Annotated in this window: 15 protein-coding genes; 8 read left to right on the forward strand and 7 right to left on the reverse strand. The window is 55.8% G+C overall.

Annotated elements, in window-relative coordinates; genetic code table 11:
* The first annotated feature begins 4 nt into the window (after positions 1-4).
* From AC6I1V_RS13095 to AC6I1V_RS13105, 3 genes are all read left to right on the forward strand, one after another.
* The gene (locus tag AC6I1V_RS13095; protein WP_294626428.1) at positions 5-1,264 is read left to right on the forward strand and encodes an MFS transporter; all 1,260 of its coding nucleotides are present in this window, start codon (positions 5-7) and stop codon (positions 1,262-1,264) included.
* 95 nt (positions 1,265-1,359) lie between these two features.
* Positions 1,360-2,772, forward strand: a complete 1,413-nt coding sequence (locus AC6I1V_RS13100; protein WP_497737104.1) for an outer membrane homotrimeric porin — start codon at positions 1,360-1,362, stop codon at positions 2,770-2,772.
* Positions 2,773-3,708: 936 nt separating this feature from the next.
* Complete coding sequence (locus AC6I1V_RS13105; protein ID WP_302551554.1) at positions 3,709-4,053, forward strand: DMT family transporter; 345 nt, start codon at positions 3,709-3,711, stop codon at positions 4,051-4,053.
* 270 nt (positions 4,054-4,323) lie between these two features.
* On the opposite strand, the gene AC6I1V_RS13110 is transcribed toward AC6I1V_RS13105, so the two are convergent.
* The 7 genes from AC6I1V_RS13110 to AC6I1V_RS13140 all read right to left on the reverse strand — a co-directional run bounded on the left by AC6I1V_RS13110 (position 4,324) and on the right by AC6I1V_RS13140 (position 12,828).
* Positions 4,324-4,605 carry a metal-sensing transcriptional repressor gene (locus AC6I1V_RS13110; protein ID WP_178640387.1) on the reverse strand — a complete coding sequence of 94 codons (282 nt, stop codon included), beginning with the start codon at positions 4,603-4,605 and terminating at the stop codon, positions 4,324-4,326.
* Between the two features lie 198 nt (positions 4,606-4,803).
* Positions 4,804-6,711: a heavy metal translocating P-type ATPase gene (locus tag AC6I1V_RS13115; protein WP_497737062.1), complete on the reverse strand. Its 1,908-nt coding sequence runs from the start codon at positions 6,709-6,711 to the stop codon at positions 4,804-4,806.
* A 932-nt stretch (positions 6,712-7,643) separates the two neighbouring features.
* Positions 7,644-8,234 (reverse strand): AbrB/MazE/SpoVT family DNA-binding domain-containing protein, encoded by a 591-nt coding sequence (locus AC6I1V_RS13120; protein WP_486849565.1) that lies wholly within the window; start codon positions 8,232-8,234, stop codon positions 7,644-7,646.
* Between the two features lie 695 nt (positions 8,235-8,929).
* Entirely contained in the window at positions 8,930-10,288 is a 1,359-nt protein-coding gene (locus AC6I1V_RS13125) for an MATE family efflux transporter (RefSeq protein ID WP_302551559.1), read from the reverse strand.
* A 143-nt stretch (positions 10,289-10,431) separates the two neighbouring features.
* Positions 10,432-11,055 (reverse strand): TetR/AcrR family transcriptional regulator, encoded by a 624-nt coding sequence (locus AC6I1V_RS13130; protein ID WP_302551560.1) that lies wholly within the window; start codon positions 11,053-11,055, stop codon positions 10,432-10,434.
* Between the two features lie 516 nt (positions 11,056-11,571).
* Positions 11,572-11,724, reverse strand: coding sequence for a hypothetical protein (locus AC6I1V_RS13135; RefSeq protein WP_497737063.1), 153 nt, complete (start codon positions 11,722-11,724; stop codon positions 11,572-11,574).
* 201 nt (positions 11,725-11,925) lie between these two features.
* Positions 11,926-12,828 (reverse strand): AraC family transcriptional regulator, encoded by a 903-nt coding sequence (locus AC6I1V_RS13140; RefSeq protein WP_486853726.1) that lies wholly within the window; start codon positions 12,826-12,828, stop codon positions 11,926-11,928.
* 374 nt (positions 12,829-13,202) lie between these two features.
* Between AC6I1V_RS13140 and AC6I1V_RS13145 the strand changes: the two genes are divergently transcribed.
* The 5 genes from AC6I1V_RS13145 to AC6I1V_RS13165 all read left to right on the forward strand — a co-directional run bounded on the left by AC6I1V_RS13145 (position 13,203) and on the right by AC6I1V_RS13165 (position 18,120).
* Complete coding sequence (locus AC6I1V_RS13145; protein ID WP_486853725.1) at positions 13,203-13,961, forward strand: carboxymuconolactone decarboxylase family protein; 759 nt, start codon at positions 13,203-13,205, stop codon at positions 13,959-13,961.
* Positions 13,962-14,107: 146 nt separating this feature from the next.
* Positions 14,108-15,241 (forward strand): DUF362 domain-containing protein, encoded by a 1,134-nt coding sequence (locus tag AC6I1V_RS13150; protein WP_302551563.1) that lies wholly within the window; start codon positions 14,108-14,110, stop codon positions 15,239-15,241.
* A 487-nt stretch (positions 15,242-15,728) separates the two neighbouring features.
* Positions 15,729-16,382, forward strand: a complete 654-nt coding sequence (larB, locus tag AC6I1V_RS13155) for a nickel pincer cofactor biosynthesis protein LarB (protein WP_486853724.1) — start codon at positions 15,729-15,731, stop codon at positions 16,380-16,382.
* A complete protein-coding gene (gene larC, locus AC6I1V_RS13160) occupies positions 16,379-17,221 on the forward strand; it encodes a nickel pincer cofactor biosynthesis protein LarC (RefSeq protein ID WP_486853723.1) in 843 nt (280 codons plus the stop codon). Before larB ends, larC begins: the two co-directional genes overlap by 4 nt.
* 59 nt (positions 17,222-17,280) lie before the next feature.
* Complete coding sequence (locus AC6I1V_RS13165) at positions 17,281-18,120, forward strand: adenine nucleotide alpha-hydrolase family protein (RefSeq protein ID WP_486853728.1); 840 nt, start codon at positions 17,281-17,283, stop codon at positions 18,118-18,120.
* Positions 18,121-18,133 lie beyond the last annotated feature (13 nt).

An 18,133-nucleotide genomic window follows, 5' to 3' on the forward strand; every position in this document is an offset into this window, starting at 1 on the left:
AACCATGTCCCAACAACAGGTCGCCAATGACGACGTCGCCGATGTCATCGTCAGTAAACCTAAATATATCTATGGGGTTATTGTTTTATATTGTCTTTTTATGCTGGATTTTGCAGCGCGCCTTGGCGTCCTTGCTGTTTTCCCCAGCATGCAGAAGGAGCTCGGTTTCACCGATGCGGAGTTGGGGCTCATTGGCTCGGCGGTTCTCCTGAGCATGGGGCTGTTTGTACTTCCTCTGTCTTACCTTGCGGATAAGACTTCAAAGAAAAGAGCCATTACGGTCATGTCCCTCCTGTGGGGGGTGGGATGTACGCTGTGCGGCTTTGTTACCAATCTTTTCTTGATTCTTGGCGGCCGCTTTCTGGTTGGCATAGGCAACTCCAGCTACGCCCCTGTGTCCGTATCCCTGTTGACTTCATGGACAAAGAAGTCCCGTTGGGGGTCGGCCATTGGTATCTATAACTCTTCCATGGCCGTGGGGCTTGCCCTCGGCACATCCGCTTCCGGCCTGCTTGCCGGACTCTACGGCTGGCGCGTTTCGTTTATGGTCATCGGAGGTTTGACCCTTGTTTTTGCCGTACTTTCCATGTTTCTGCCCAACGGTACAGAGAAGCAGGGAGCCTCTCCAAAGAAGAGTAATCTCAAGGAAGCGTTTGGCGTCACCCTCAAAAATAAGACTCTCGTGCTTATGGGGATCGGGGCAGGGCTCAGCAACCTTGTTTTCGCCAGTATGATGGCGTGGATTCCTATGTACCTGGTTCGCACTCTCGGTTGGAGCAGCGCCGAAGCCGGAGCAGCTCTTGGCCCCGTGTATCTGATAGGTGGAATCTGTATCATGCCCGTTTCCGGCCTCATTTCTGATCGGTTGGCAAGAATCGACAACCGTACTCGTGCTTGGTTCGGCATGCCTATTTTTCTGCTGAGCGCCACGTTATTCATCATTGCCTTCAGTTATGGATGGTTCATCCCCATCGTACTCGGCATTCTGTTGGTGAATTTTCCTTATACGGGCATCCATATTTCCACTCAGGAGCTTGTGCCTGCCCGCTATCGGGCATCGGCCTATGGAACCTATGTGACTTTTCTTCAAGGGATAGGCTTCTTCGGCCCTGTGATTGCCGGAGGATTGTCTCAGGCTTTCGGGCTTAATGACGCACTCGTCTACATGCAAGGCATTCTGTTCCTTGCCGCACTTTGCATGCTTATTGCGGGGTTCACTTACCGAAGCGATCTCGCCAAGGCGAAAATGATGGATTCTCTGTAATACTGTATAATCCTATGGAGAAAATATAATGAAATACAAGAGAATCTCTCTCTCTCTCTCTCTCTCTCTCTCTCTCTCTCTCTCTCTCTCTCTTAATCCTTGCGGCAATGCTTACCGTTGCCCCTATAGCCTCAGCAACGGAATATAAGATTGCCGGTGTCTGGCAACACCGTCCCTTTTCATGGGCGGATCGCAACCTTGCCAAAGGAAATCACGACGACAATATGCGGGCAAGCACTCGACTGCGTACGTGGATCGAGATCATTGCATCCGAATCCCTTAAGGGGGTCGTCTATTTCCAGGTAGGCCATCAGAACTGGGGATACCAGAGTCAGGGGGCGGCCCTTGGAACGGATGGCAAGTTCATCGGTATCCTCGAAAGCTACGTTGACTGGGCCATTCCCGATACTGAGGCCAGAATGCGCGTAGGGCTGCAGGGTTTCGCTCTGCCGAGTTTCACCACCATCGGCAACGCCATTTCCACTGATTCTACCTATGCGGGTGGCGTCGTATTTTCCACACCGTTTACTGAGAATATAGGTTCCAACCTGTTCTGGTTCCGTCTCGAAAATGACAATGCCCTCACCTACGATTCCGAAACGAAGAAGACTTTTAACCCGCATGATGCCATGGATTTCGTGGGGATGACTTTGCCCATTACATTCGATGGAGTCCGGGTAACACCGTGGGGGATGTATGGTTTCGTCGGGCGGGATAGTTTTCAGGGAACAGACTTCAACTTATCCATTGCCCAGCAGGGTATGATGCCTCTTGGAGCAACTTCCTCCATCATAAGTGCCAGCGACAAGGCGCATGGAAGCGCGTGGTATGGCGGCATTGCCGCACAGCTCTCTGCTTTTGAGCCCTTCAATTTTGCTCTTGATGCCGCATATGGATCCGTAGATGTAGGAACGTCCGAACTCAACGGTCGTCACTTCGACGTCAAGCGGTCAGGCTGGTATGCCGTCTTTCTTGCTGAGTACAAGATGGATTTCGGCACGCCGGGGATACTTCTTTGGTATACGTCCGGTGATGATGCCAATCCCTATAACGGTTCTGAGCGTCTGCCTTCCATTTTTCCCGACATGTATCCCACATCTTATGGCTTTGACGGCACTAACTACGGCGGTGCTGCCTTGACGCTTGGTTATGGCATCAGCGGTACATGGGCGGCCATGGCACGGATCAATAATATTTCTTTCTATGAGGATCTGTCGCATGTGCTGCGCTTGGTCTATTATCAAGGCACAAACAACACACAGATGGTGCGGGATAAATTCATTACCAACCCACAGGATACTATCGGCAGCATGACATATATGACTACTGCGGATAAGGCTGTTGAGTTCAACTTTGATTCCACCTATAAGATTTATGACAATCTGACCATGCACGTTGAGCTCGGTTATATCCGTATGGATCAGGATAAGGAACTTTGGCGTAGTGTTGGGTATGAAGCCAACAAAAATAACTTCAAGTATACACTTTCATTCCAGTATATGTTTTGACGCATGCTAAAAAAGGAGTTCATATACGATAAAGGAACACCAGCCTGCTTGTGATGTTTCATGACAGGGATACGGATAAAAAATGCCGTATCAGTCGAGGGAATGAACTAGGGCGTGTCATTAGTTATATAATATATTGAAATTATTTGATTTTTAAGCTGCAAAAGGTTGTTTTCAACAATTTCAAAATTGTTATGTAAAACGATAACATATTTAATATTCCCTCGACTTTTTCAATACTGGTAAATCATGCCTTCCTCGATATCCATTGTGTTTACAGGAATCACCTGAGGAACGGGAAATGAAAGAGCCGGAAAGGAAAACCTTCCGGCTCTATTTTTATATTTGCTTGTCCATACAGGAAGAATCGTTAACTATCTAAGTTCCTTATGCAAGTATTTTTACCAGCCGCAGCCGCCACATCCACCACATCCGCCGTGCCTGCCGCCGCAGTGGTGTTGCATTTCTATATCAGGGGCAGTAAAAGTCGCTGTTGTACTTGTGGGGATGAGAATACCACATACTAATAACAAACAAATAAGAGAAATTTTCATATTCCTTTGGCTGTATCATAGAAAATGGCTGATGCTTTTTCCTTGAAGTTCCAAAGGAATAACCGAAAAAATGCCTTAGCCAGAAATTCCGCCAAGGGGAAAGCTGGAGAAAAAGGCTGTATGTCCACCGTGCTGTGGAGATGAAACAACCACATGCCATGACAGAGCCTTTCTTTTTCACTACACAAGTCTGAAATTTACGGTTATTTTGTCATTCAAACAGGTTATCCTGATTTTTGACAATCAGGCTGAAGCCATGTATTTCTTAAAAGCCGTTATCCCTTTTTACTTTTTGAATTGGCTGTGTTATAGAAAATGGTTGATGTTTTTTCCTTGCCTTTGAATTTATCTCAGAAATCCGTTTTCTTTGCGGGAAAGACAAATGAACAGCTTTGTAAAAACCTATGCCCTTCTTCTCGTGGCCATTATAGCTGAAACGCTTGCCACATCCAGCCTCAATGCTTCAAAGCAATTTACTCGGCTTCTGCCCACTCTGGGGGCGATTGCCGGCTATTTGGTATCGTTTTATACTCTTTCTCATGTATTAAAATCCATGCCTGTAGGGATTGCCTATGCCATTTGGTGTGCATTGGGCATTGTGCTCATATCAATTATAGGTGTTGTATATTTCAAGCAGCATCTTGATTTGCCAGCATATATTGGCCTTGGTTTTATTGTTGCGGGAGTCATTATAATCAATGTGTTTTCTGGGGCTGTAAAGCATTAGACACAAAAATGTATGGGTGATTGGAAAAATCCCTGCCTGAAACAGTGCCGCACATCAAAAAAGTCCCACAACCCAGCACTCTTTTCTACGCATAAGATGAAAGTCCATCGGAATAGATTTACATTCCGATGGACTTTTTAATATTCCTGTTTATGGAACTGGTTTCAGTTGCTGCCGGCGTCCCGGATTTTCTTCGGAGGAGCATAGGGGAACCGTAGCCTACTGAAATGGCGTACCGGAGCAGGCGTCATGGCGCTGTCCGCCGTCCTGTTATTTCATGTTGGCGAAGCGCTCAACGGCCTTGGTGAATTTTTTGATGGTGGCATCGGCGTCCCCGTGCTGGATGCCGTCGCGCACGCAGTGCTGGATGTGTCCTTCCAGCACCATCTGGCCCACTCGGTGCAGGGCCGACTTGCAGGCGTTGATTTGTGCGAGTACGTCCTCACAGGGAATGTCCTCATCAATCATGCGATCCACAGCCTGTACTTGACCGATGATTTTTTTCAGACGTGCGTGCATGCTGGCGGCATTGGCGTTCGTACATTGGCGCATGGTTTCCTCTCTCTGGTGTATTTCTTTGGTTTTCTACAGCCGAATGGGCATGAGCGCAAATATCCGGCAAGGGGAGGCCCCTGCCGGAAAGGGGCAGCGTGCTTTGCCGTCGGTTTCGGGAGGTGTTGCCGCCAGCCTCCAGAATTTAGAAAGCATCAAGGAGCGATATGATTTTTATGACGCATCCCCATGCGCTGGTTATTTTGCGGCAGGTGTTCTTACGGTGATGCCATGTTTATGCCAGTGGAGCAGCAGAGCCGAATTGATGATGACAAACACGGATCCGGCATTATGCACCAACGCGCCGACCACGGGATTGAGCACCCCGGTCATGGCAAGAATGATGGCGATAAAATTCAGCCCCATGGAAAACGCCAGGTTGCATTTAATGGTAAGCATGGTGCGCCGCGCCAGCGCGACAAGATGGGGAATCTCACGAATTTCGTCATGTACAAGGGCGATGTCGGCGGCGTCCACGGCGATGTCGCTGCCCACGCCGCCCATCGCGATGCCTACGTGGGCTTTTTTCAATGCGGGGGCGTCGTTGATGCCGTCACCAATCATGCAGACCTTGGCACCGTCTTTCTGGCTTGCGTCAATGTAGTCGAGCTTGTCTTCAGGCAGGCAGTCGGCGCGTACAAGGTCAATCCCCGCCTGTCCTGCAATCTGGCCGGCAGCGGTTTCGTGATCGCCGGTGAGCAGTACGGGCGTTACCGCCAGCCGGCGCAGACGCCCGACCATGCACGGGGCGTCCTCCCGCAGCGTGTCCGCCAGGGCGATGCATCCGGCAGGCCTGCCGTCCACGGCGCAGCAAATCACGGTGCGCCCGCCTTCAAGGTATGACGCGGCGGCGTCAGCCAGACCCCCTGTGTCTAGGATACCCTGTTCCCGCAATAATTCCAGATTTCCGGCCATGACCGTATGCCCTTCCACGCGCGCGGTGACGCCCCTTCCGGGGAGCATGCGGAAATCCTCAATGGCCTTAGGCGCGGCTTTTCCGCTTTCCCTGAAGGACATGACGACGGCTTTGCCGAGGGGGTGTTCCGAGAGCTGTTCGGCTCCGGCGGCGAGGCGGTATAGCTCATCGTCCGCAAGGCCGTCCATGATGCTTTTTACAGCCACTACGCGCGGCGTACCCAAGGTCAACGTGCCTGTCTTGTCAAAGGCGCATCTGTCCACTTGGGCCAGCCGTTCCAAGGCATCGCCCTCGCGCACAAGAAAGCCGTGCCGTGTGGCGTTGCCGATGGCGGCCATGATGGCCGTGGGGGTGGCGAGTACCAGAGCGCAGGGGCAGAAGACCACGAGGATGGTGACGGCGCGGATGGCTTCGCCCGTCACGAACCATGTCAGAGCGGCAGAGGTCAGGGCGATGACCACAATCCATGTGGCCCAGCGGTCAGCCATGCGCACAATTTTCGCCTTTCCGGCATCAGCCGAGCGGACGAGCCGCACCATACGCTGGATGGAGCTGTCTTCCCCCACGCGTGTGGCTTCCATGTCAAAGGCGCCGAACTGGTTGACCGTGCCTGAGGCGACCTCGTCGCCCACGGTCTTATCCACGGGCAGGGATTCGCCCGTCATGACGGCCTGATTGATGGAGGTCTGGCCCGTGCGGATGATGCCGTCCACGGGCACGGCCTCGCCCGGCAGAACGCGCAGCGTGTCGCCTACGGCCACTTGTTCCGCGGGGATGATGCTTTCAGCCTGTCCCCGCACGACACGGGCCGTCTGGGGGGTGAGGCGCACCAGTTTTTCTATGCCGGCCCGCGCCTTGGCTACGGTGAGGTCTTCGAGCAGTGCGCCAATCTGCATGATGAAGGCCACCTCCCCGGCGGCGAAGTCTTCCCCGATGATGACCGAGGCAACGAGCGCCAGCGACACCAATACGTCGGCCTTGATGTCAAAGTCCGTCACCAGGCCGATGATTGCCTCCAGAATAATGGGCAGGCCGCAGAGAACGATGGCTATCCATGCGGCATCAAAAGGAAAGGGGTGCAGGCCAAAAAAGCTGACGGCCAAAAAGACGCCGGAAATGCCGAGAAATGCGATGTCCCGCCGCGTGCCGCCCCAAGCAAGCAGCGTTTCCAGCCTGTGGATGATGTCCATGTCGGATTCCTCCTTTGTTTATAGCCGATACCTGTATGGGTATATTAAGCCTATAGGGGTATGGGTTGTCAACAAAGGGTGTCTGAAGAACGGCGGTGTGGGCGGCTGGAAGTACCGCTTGCAACGGCGTGGAGGATAAAGGTATCCATGCAATATTTCATGTTTTTTGAAGTGTTGCCTTCGAGGGGCCAATTTTTATTCAAGGCTGCGTCATAGAAAATGGCTGATGCTTTTTCCCTTGAAGTTCCAAAGGGATAGCCAACAAAATATTTTAGCTGTGGATTCCGTCAATGGGAAAAACGGATAAAAATCTGTATTTTCATCTCCACAGCACTGTGAACATACAGCCTTTTTCCCCAGCTTTCCCCTTGGCGGAGTTCATGGCTGAGGCATTTCATTGGTTATTCCCTTGCAACTTCAAGGAAAAAGGCATCAACCATTTTCTATGACACAGCCTATTCAAAAAGCGGGCAGCATTTCGTGCGGGGCGGTCTGGGCGGTATGGAGCAATGCGGATGTGAAGGCGGGCGTTTTCTCTTGCAGGCCGCTGATATGTGCGCGAAACACTTTTTTAGGCTCTGTCGTGGCATGTGGCTGTTTCATATCCACAGCACAGTGGATATACAGCTTTTTTTTAGTTTTCCCCGGACATACAGCCTGTTTCTCCAGCTTTCCTCTTGGCGGAATTTCTGACTAAGGCATTTTGTCAGTTATTCCTTTGGAACTTCAAGGAAAAAAGCATCAGCCCTTTCCTATAGCCCAGCTTTTTTTATTGCCTTTCTGGGTGTTGGCGGCACGGACAGGAAGTGTCATGCGGATATGTGAGAGGAGTCTTTGCCTTTGGTCTGCCGGTTTCAGCAAAAATTTTCCGAGGAATTCCTCAAAAAGGGGAAGCATACCGGTATGGGGTTTGTTTGCGCAGGCGGCCTCCATTACAAATCCTCGGCAAGCTCTGCCAGTCGGGAAAAGGCAGTCACAAACCATTCAAAATCTGCTTCCTGCATGGGCCCCATAGCCCAATGATTCCAATAGCGCCATCGTGAGAAAATGGCATTGCCCAAGGTTTGCAGGTCAACCTTGCTGCTGATGCCCTTCAGGGCTTCATTGTCATGGAAAGCATCTGCTTCGGGAAAAGCTCGCCGCATGGATTCTCCGGCGTCCATTTCAAACCCCAAGTCTGCCATTCCATCACCAACAAGTTCAGCAAGTTCAAAATATCTTTGCGGAACCGCGGCATGGTTTTTATACATCTGTCCCCAAACCAGGGCAAAGCGGCGGATTTTCTTTTTATCTGCCAACATCCGGCGTTTTGCGGGGGATTCTTTCAAATTTTGTATTGAGACTTTGTCTCCGTCAAAGGTCAGTTCCACTTCCCGCCGCTCAGGAGTCAGCCCCATACGATTCACCCATGCTTTGGGAAGGGATATTCTGCAGACGGAAGGGCTTCCGTTGGCGTTGCCTCCGGCTTTAGTGAATATGACTTTCGTTTTTCGGGTTTCCATCCAAACAGCCTTCTTCTTCAAGCCTGGTTTTCATGAATCCTATGGCATCGGGCACCGGCGCTCAAGATAAACGGCCTGATGGGGCACGGCAAAAGAACCTGCCGGGCACCATCTGCACAGGCTGATCTTCAGGATGCCGCCTGTTGTTTCTCCGTTGTTTCCTTTGGCCCTGTTCGAGTGTGTGGTTGCTTCATCTCCACAGCATGGTGAAAATACGGCCTTTTTCTCCGGCTTTCCCCTTGGCGGACTTTATGGCTGAGGCATTTTTCCGGTTATTCCATTGGAATTTCAAGGAAAAAGGCATCCGCCATTTTCTATGGCACAGCCTTTCCTTTTATCGGGGCCAGCCTTCTTCGGAATCAGAACCATCGGCGGGCAGGCTCCACTATTCTCTGTGGTTGAATGATTTGGAAGCCCAATCAGGCGGAGGCGCATATGGTGATATGTGAAAGCCGGGTGTGTCCAGACAGTCCTGTCCTCTCTGGGGCGGACTGAGTTGGCAGCGTTTTCTCCTTTGCAGCGTATGGGAGGCGAGGCGCTGCGGCGGGAACTGCCTGTGTACGGGGCCCGGCTCCGTTCTGAGGCGAGACCGGAGTGCGGAGGGGCAGGGGGGCGTCATGAAACGAATGAACGGCATCAATTCGTTTTTTCCATGCCTTAAGCGTGATGCCCGAAAGCCCCTCCCACATGCGTTTCTTATGTATAAGGACGTACCGTCAGGCGGTTTTGAGCATGGATTTGAAATTCCAAATAAAAATCGTAAAGACGATGGCAGAGCCCAAAACGTCGGCAATGCATTCCGCATAGAGCAGGCCGTCAGTCCCGTAGCCGAACCGGGGGAGGATGAAGCAGAGCGGAAGCAGGATGACGAGTTTGCGCATCATGGCTCCGATGAGGGAGAGCTTGGTGCGCCCCAGCGCCATGAACGTCCGCTGGCAGGCATAGAGGATGCCGATGAACATCATGCCCCCGAAGTATATGCGTATGGCGGGGATGGTGATTTCGATGAGCCGCTGGGAATCGGTGAACGGCATGATGAAGGTCTTGGGGAAGAGCATGATGAGCCAGCTTGCAATGGTGGTAAAGCCGAAAGAAAAGGCCAGAATGAGGAAAAAGACCTTTTTTACGCGTTCGGGTTTGCCCGCGCCGAAGTTATAGCTCATGATGGGCACGGCGCCTTGGCACAAGCCGTCCACAGGGAGGCGCAGAAGCTGCTCGATGCTGAACATGACGGTCAAGGTGCCGACATAATAGTCGTTGCCGTACTGCTGCATCCCGGCGTTCATGACCAAGGGGACGAAGCAGTCCGTCACTTGGACGAAGAACGGGGAAAGGCCGAGCAGGATGACGGGCACAAGCTCCTTGAAGTTCAGCCGCAGGTATTGCCTGCGGAAACGCAAAATCGTGCGCTTGCCGAAGAAGAAGGCGAAGATCCAGACGGCGCTGACGGCTTGGCTGCAAATCGTGGCGAGGGCCGCGCCCTTGCAGCCCATATCGAGGCCGTAGATGAAAATGGGATCAAGGATAATGTTGAGGATCGCCCCGATGAGGACGGTCATCATGCTCGTCTTGGCAAAGCCTTGGCAGGAAATATAGTAGTTCAGGCCCAGCGAGAGCTGTACAGCCGGGGTACCGAGCAGGTAGAGCGAAAAATAGTCGACCGCGTACCCGATGGTCTGTTCGCTCGCCCCGAACATGAGCAGCATCGGGCGCATGGCCCAAAAGCACAACACGGTGAGCACGAGCGACATGACGAGGAGGAATACGCAGGCGCTGCCGAGGATGCGCTCGGCTTTTGCGTTGTCGCCGCGTCCCATGGCGATGGAGGCGAGCGGCGCGCCGCCCATGCCCGCGAGGAAGGAGAAGGACGAGATGATCAGGATGATGGGGAAGGCGACGCCGAGCCCGGCAAGCGCCAGCGGGCCGACCTCAGGTATCCTGCCGACGAAAATGCGGTCAACGATGTTGTAGCAGAGGTTGACGATCTGCGCCAAAATGCTCGGTATGGCGAAGCGTAAAAGAAGCCTGCCGAGGGGCTTTGTCGCCAGTTCGCCGGCGGTGTCCGCGTGATCCATGAGGCATCTCCTTTGAAGCGTTGCCGGCGGCGGGGCGCCGGGCTGTGCGAGCGGCCGGATACAGGCAAAAGACGAAGACCCCGGCGTTTTTGACGGACGCCGGAAACTGTTCGGACGCTTGCCGATTCATGGGGGCGGTAGGCTTATCCCGTTAGCCGGGAAAAGAAATTGTCGATAAAGATGTCGACGGGTTTGATGTCCAATTCCAGATTGGCCCTTTGCAAGGCCCCTTCCCAGCCGTACCAGAAGAAGGCCGCCGTAGAGAAACAGTCGAGTTCCGGGGAGATTTCTCCGTCCTCTTGGGCGCGACTCAGGCCGCGCGCGAAAACATCCTGCCACTCCGCGAAGGCGGCGGAAAGCTGCTCGCGGAAGTTTTCCGGCAGCGTGTTGACCTCCTGCGCCAGCTTCCCGATCAGGCAGCCGGAACGGCAGCCGGCCCGCGCCATCTCGTCCCGCACTCCGCCGACGAAAGCCCGGAGGCCGTCCAGCGGGGATAGGGACGGGTCGCAGAGGCAGCGTTCCAGCTTTTGTGTGATGGAGAGCCTGTAGCGGTCTATGAGTTCCGCGCCGAACCCTTCCTTTGTCTTAAAATAATAGTAGAAAGAACACCTTGAAATGCCCGTGCGCTGCAATATCTCGTCGACCCCCACTGCGGAATAGCCTTTTTCCGTCAGCACTTCCGTCCCGACGTGAACCAGCATTTCCCGGGTCAGCAGTTTGTCGCCGCGCTGTTTGGGCGGGCGGCCACGGCCTTTGGCGTCTTGCATGTGGTTTTGCATGGGTGATTTTTAGACTGATCTGTCTATAAAAGCAATAACGGAAGGAAACATTTCCCTAAAAAGTATGTATCCATATGTATAATAAAGAACTTATCCCCCTATGCCCCATGCGGATTGAGCCGGGAGGCCGCCGCCGGAAAGGTCAAGCACCGTGGCACTATAGCCGTCAGTGATCCGGGAGGGCCGCCCGCAGCCGGAAAGAAACGCCTCTGCGCAGCCAATGCAGATCCCCTCAGGGCGAGGGGGAGGCGCCATACCCGTAAAAAAGCCCCTTCCGGGCGTTTCGGAAGGGGCTTTTTTACTTGGCTCCGCCATAGAAAATGGTTGATGCTTTTTCCTTGAAGTTCCAAAGGAATAACCAGCAAAATGTTTTAGCCAAGGATTCCGCCAAGTGAAAAACTGGAGAAAAGTTTGTATTTTTACCGTATTGCGAAGATGAAACAGCCACATCCTGACAGAGCCTTTTCCTTTTGGCTGTGTTAAGGTTTCCGGCTGATACAGCAATCAGAGGTCGTTCATCTGCCCCTGTTTCAGCGGAACATTCGCTGCCGTGAAGGCGGACGCACTTCCAGCGCGGTGAAAGGCACCCTCCGGCAACGGCTGAAGGCGCTTCGTCTCGCGCGGCTTCGCTGCTCTCGATTGCGCTTCGCGGGACATTTGGCCGCTCCTCGCCCCTCCATGCCGCATTGCCATGCGGCGGGGGATGTCCTCAAAGCTCGCTGGCGCCCGTGCCTCCGGCGGTTAAAGGAGCATACTTCTCTTTATCAACCGTAACCTTGAATAGAACTTTACTTTTTGAGCGATCCACCCCCTCGGCTATTCAGGGGGAAGGGGCAGGGGGAACCTGTGCCGCCATGCTCAGCGCATCCTCATCACATCCCTGTGCGGCGGTTCGCCAAACAACCGTTTATACTCCCGGCTGAACTGCGTAGGGCTCTCATAGCCGACAGCCAAGCCAGCGCCGGCGGCATCCTTGCTTTCCGTGAGCATGAGGCGCTTGGCTTCGTACAGGCGCAGCCGTTTGTGGAACTGCAGCGGGCTGAGCGTCGTCACCCCTTTAAAATGGCGGTGGAACGTGGAGGTGGCCATGTTTACCTTCTGAGCCAGCTTGTCGACTTGCAACGGTTCCCTATAGTTGTCGCGCAGCCATGTGATGGCTTGGGCGATCTGATTGCTCTGGGTGCCGAGGGTGTTCAGCCGCCGCAGGAATTCCCCTTGGGGGCCGATGAGCAGGCGGTAATGGATTTCACGGATGATGAGCGGCCCAAGTATGGGGATCTGCTCCGGTTTTTCGAGGAGGGCGATGAGGCGCAGGAACGCATTCAGGATGTCGGGATCGACGTCCGCAACGGAGAGCCCCTTATAGGAGCAGATTCCGGCCGGGCAGGGCGGCGGGACTTCCGCCGCGAGCCGGGTGATCAGGTACTTGTCCAGATCAAGGCACAGTGCCAGAAAAGGCCGTTCCGGGCTGGCATCCGTGACGTAAAAGGAGCTCGGCATGTCCACCCCGGTCACGAGGCATTGGTTTTCGCCGTAGCAGTACTCCTCGGAACCCAGCATAGTCCGCTTGGAGCCCTGAATGATCACGCTGACGGAAGGCTTGGAGAAGCAGATTTCAATCCTGTTGGCCTCATGCTGCCGCTTGATGACCAGCCCTTTGATGTCCATCGGATATTTCCCATGTTCGGGTGCCCACTGGAGCAATTTCTCTTTCAACAGGCCGGCTGTTCTCGCCGCCTCTCCATTTCCTGTTTCCATCATATGGCATAATCCTCTGGTTTTGCATGGAAAAAAGGAAGCCCCTTTTCAGGCTTCCGTTTTTTGATATCATACTCCGTCCTTTTTGGGTAGCGCGGCGAGAGAATCAGGCAAGAATAAGAGAGGATCGTATCTTCTGTTCTCCGTTAGGGAGCGTATGGTGCATCCATAGGGAAAGCAGGCCATGCCCACAGCGTTTCCGGCTTCGGATTCGGGCCGCTTTCACCGTATTTCCATGAGGGAGGCCGCATATGCCCGCACACGAAAAAAGGAAAACCTTTTTGGGGCTTTTCGCCGCATTGCTTTGTCTGCTATTGTCCGGTGCGGCAACCGCGGCCCCTTCCCCTATGCAGCAGGTTCCAAACGGAGGCAAGAACATGAGCAGGGCCGCTTTAGCCGAAAGGAAACAGTTGGAGCGCTTCGGAAACGTCCGATCCCCTTTGGAGGCGACCGATCCGGATTTTGCCGAGATGCGGGATCGCCTCATTTGGGGCGAAGTCGCGTGGCACGGATCGCTCGACGCCAAAATGCAGGAGCTGATCATGCTGGTCGTCCTGACGGCGAGCCAGACCTTGGACGGCTTCGCCCCGCATGTGGGCGCGGCCTTGCAGGCCGGGGCGAAGCCTGAGGAAATCAAGGAAGCGATGTACCAGTGCGCTCCGTATATCGGGTTCCCCAAGACCGAAAAAGCGCTTCGGCTGGTCAATGAGGTCTTCAGGGAAAAGCGCATCCCGCTGCCCGTGGCCTCGCAGAAGACGGTAACGGAAGACGACCGCTTCACGCAGGGCGTCAGGGTGCAGAAGTCCATTTTCGGAGCGGCGATAGACGCCATGCACAAGGGCGCGCCGCAGAATCAGCGCCACCTCCTCCGCGACATGCTCTCGGCATTCTGCTTTGGGGACGTATATACGCGGAAGGGGCTGGATCTGCGGGCCCGTGAGCTCCTGACCTTCTGCATCATCAGTTCCTTGGGCGGGTGCGAGAGCCAGGTCAAGAGCCATGTGCAGGGCAACGTGAATGTGGGGAACACGAAAGAAAACCTGATCGACGCGCTGACGTGCTGCCTGCCGTATATCGGGTTCCCCCGGACCCTGAACGCGCTCGGGTGCGTCAACGCGGTCATCCCGGAAAAGTAGCGGGGCCAGCCCGCGTTCCCATCCGGGAGGCGTGGCTTCCTTACTGGGAATGTCCCGGTGTGCGTGGGGCTCATCCGTGAGCCGCGCACCGGGCGTTTTGGGTTCCGCCGTACCCGGCGGGGCCAGTTTGAAAACAAGGAGAAAGTATGTCTGTACCCGTTTATCTGGCAAAACTTGCTGTAAAAAATCCTTCCGATCACCGGCTTGCCAAGATCAAGCGGCTCTGCGACGCCGTGGGGCTTGCGGACAAGGTGAAGCCGCTCGGCACGGTCGGCGAGGATGAGGTCGTTGCCATCAAGCTGCACTTCGGCGAAGCGGGCAACGATACCTACCTGCATCCGACGTTCGTGCGGCAGGTCGTGGACTGCGTGAAGGCGGCGGGGGCCCGCCCGTTCCTGACGGATACCTGTACGCTCTACAAGTCCACCCGCCACAACGCCGTGGATCATCTGGAAACCGCGTATCGCCACGGCTTTACGCCCTATGTCGTGGACGCCCCGGTGATCATGGCCGACGGCGTGACCAGCAAATGCTACGAGGAAGTGCCCGTCAACCTGAAACATTTCGCTTCGGTCAAGATCGCGCAGGCGTTCCTTTCCGCCAACGCGATGGTCGTGCTGTCCCACTTCAAGGGGCACGCGATGGGCGGTTTCGGCGGCGCGATCAAGAACCTCGCCATGGGCTGCGCCCCGCAGGCCGGGAAAATCGATCAGCACGGCAGAAACGTCGTGATCTACCCGAAATGCATCGGCTGCGGGCAGTGCGTGCCGCTGTGCCCCAGAAACGCGCTCTCATTGGAAAAAGCCGAGAAAGGCCGCCATGCCGTCATCGACAAGGAACGCTGCATCGGTTGTTACGAGTGCGTAACGGCATGCAAGCAAGGGGCTATCGGCGTCGACACGCCCAACGAGTATGCCGATTTCGCCGAGCGCATGGCGGAATACGCCTATGGCGCGGTGAAGGGGAAGGAAGGTCGCATTTGTTACCTGAACTTCCTGCTTAACGTAACGCCGCAGTGTGACTGTGCCGGATGGTCGGAACCGGCGATTGTCCCGGATCTGGGTATCCTCGCTTCGGAGGACCCCGTGGCGCTGGACACGGCCTGTTTCGATCTGGTGAAGGAAGCGCATAGCCTCATTCCGCTGGGCGGGCACGGCGCGCATTCCTGCGGCTACGACAAGTTCTCGGCGCTGCACCCGAATACGCGGGGCTGGCACCAGATCGAGTATGCCGAATCCATCGGCATGGGTTCGCGGGATTATCAACTGATCACGGTGTAAGGCGCCGTTTGCGGGCGGTCAGGGCGCGGATACGTCCGGGCGCATGGCCGCCCGCGCTGGCGGGGCTTTCCCGACCTTCACTCTGGCGGGAGACATTCGCCTTTTCGGTGATCTTTCTCAAGGCTCTGTTATAGCATGTGGTTGTTTCATCTCCACAGTGCGGTGAAAAATACAGCCTTTTTCTCCGGTTTTCCTCTCGGCGGAATACAGGGCTAAGGTCTTTTATCGGTTAATCCTTTGGAGCTTCAAGGAAAAAGCATCAACCATTTTCTAGGGCACAGCCTTTCTAGTTTTCCCCTTGGCGGGATCCACGGTTAAGGCATTTTGTCGGTTATCCCTTTGGAGTTTCAAGGAAAAAAGCATCAACCATTTTCATAACACAGTCTTTCTAAAAACGTATTTTGAATTTCAGATAGTTAAGATACACCGTTCATTGCAAAAGCCTCTTGGCATGGCGTTTCGGATTTTCCAAAAGATGGGCAAAGATATGGATCACGGCATTCTGTTTGATCACGCCCGGACTGCCCGGATCGGGCTGCCGGAAGCGGTATTTTGCGAAGGGAAGCCCTTCGAGGCGCTCGTGGAGCTGCTCTCCAGTTTTGGCAGGGGGTCGGGGCATCCTGTTCTGTTCACGCGGCTTTCCCCGGACGTATTCGATCGGGTTCCCGCCGAGATCCGCGCGGGGTATGACTACCATCCCCTGTCGTGTACCGCGTTCGGGGACGCGCTCCCTCCGAAAGGCAAGGGCAGGGTTGCGGTCATCTCCGCAGGCACGGCGGACGGCTTTGCGGCATGGGAGGCGGCGCGGACGCTGGCGTATCTGGGCATCGGGCACAAACTGTTTGAGGACTGCGGCGTTGCCGGGCTGTGGCGGCTCGCGGAGCGGCTGGAGGAGATCAACACCTTCGATGCCGTCATCGTGGTTGCCGGGCTCGACGCCGCACTGGTCAGCGTGATGGGCGGGCTTACGCCCAAGCCGATCTTCGGCGTGCCGACGTCCGTTGGGTACGGTGCGGCGCAGGGCGGACGGGCCGCGCTGGCGAGCATGCTCTCAAGCTGCGCTCCCGGCGTGGGGATCATGAATATCGACAACGGGTACGGCGCGGCCTGCGCCGCCGCAAGGGTGGTAAACGGATTATGAGCGAAGCGCACGCACACGGGGATCATGCCCGCCGCCAGGAACACCATCATGGGCACGGTCATACGCATGAAACGGCCCACGGGGAGGGGCGGGATACAGGGCTGGGAGGCCGCATCCTGACCATCCGGTCACATTCCGGCCTGTCCGGGGACATGCTCCTTGCCGGGCTGTTGCGCATGACGGAACCCGACGAGGCGGAAACGGACAGGCTGCTTGCCGCCGTGCTTCCCGATCTGGCCGGAACCGTGCGCCTGAAGCGGCGTCAGGTGAACCGCATCGGCGGCTGGTTCGCGGAAGTGTCGCTTCCCCGCCAGCACGAGCACCGCACACTTGAGGACATTCTCGGAATCATCGCCGGGAGCGGCATGGACGAAGGGCCGAAGCGTTTGGCCTCGAATACGTTCACGCTGCTGGCGGAGGCCGAAGCCGCCGTACACGGCATGAAGCCGGAGGCCGTCCATTTCCATGAGGTCGGCGCGCTGGACAGCATTCTGGACATTTGCATGGCCTGTACCCTGTTCACGCGGCTTTCGCCCGCGCGGTTTGTGGTCAGCCCCCTTCCCATTGCGGACGGGGAGGTCGTTTGCGCCCACGGCGTCATCCCCGTTCCGGCTCCTGCGGTGCTGGAACTGCTTGAAGGCATTCCCGTCCGCCCGTTCTCCGGCGAAGGCGAAACCGTGACGCCCACCGCCATCGCCCTGCTTCGCAGCCTTGGGGCGGCGTTCGGGCCGTGGCCCGCCATGCTGGTGGAAAAGCGGGCGCTGGTTTACGGTTCGCGTGTCTTCGCCAATGCGCCCAACGGGGCGATCTTCGCCTGCGGCACGGAACTTGACGGCTGATGCGCCGTATCGGTGACGGGGTTTTCGGTATTTTTGTCATTGCATGAGGGATTGCCGTGATGGATTCACGTATGGCCGCCGTGCCCCCGGATGAAGGCGCGCTCCTGTCGCGCCTTGAAAGCGTCCTCGGCGCTCTCGCGGCAGGGAACCGTTTTGCCTTGGCCTACTCAGGGGGGCTGGACAGCCGTTTTCTTGCCCATGCGGCCCGGCGGTTCGGCTTCGAGCCCGTGCTGCTGCACATCGTCGGGCCGCACATCCCGCCGGAAGAAACGGCCTATGCGCGGCGGTGGGCGGCCTCCCGGAACCTCCCCTATGAGGAGCTTCCCGCCGATCCATTGGATTTGCCTCTGGTGGCCTCCGGGGATCGCCGCCGTTGTTACGCGTGCAAGCGTAACTTGTTTTCCTTGCTGAAAGCTAAAACCGATCTTCCTCTGTGCGACGGTACGAACGCTTCCGATGCGGGGCAGTACCGCCCCGGCATACGGGCCGTCGAGGAACTCGGCATCTTGTCCCCGCTGGCTTCCGCTGGCCTGGCCAAGGCTGACATCCATCGGTGCGCCGCGCTGACGGGAATGGAAGATCCGGAGCAGAAAGCCCGGCCTTGCCTGCTGACGCGGCTCCCGTACGGCATGAAGCCGGATCGCCCCCTGCTTGCGGGGCTTGCCGCCGGCGAGCGGGCCGTTCATGGGGTGTTCGCCTCAGCGGGATTGCCTGAGCCGGATTTCCGCCTGCGTCTCGTTGATGCGGGGCGGCTGGAATTGCATGTCCTGCCTGATCCCGCCCTTGCCCCCGGCCTGTGCGTCGAGCTGGCCCACCGTATTGCCGAAGCTGCTCCACAGCTTCCGCCTCCCCACGTGGTCAGGGTGGAAACGCTTTCCGGCTTTTTCGACAGGGCCTGAATTTTCGGCTGTG

It is taken from the genome of Bilophila sp. T19-St14, from assembly GCF_059728385.1.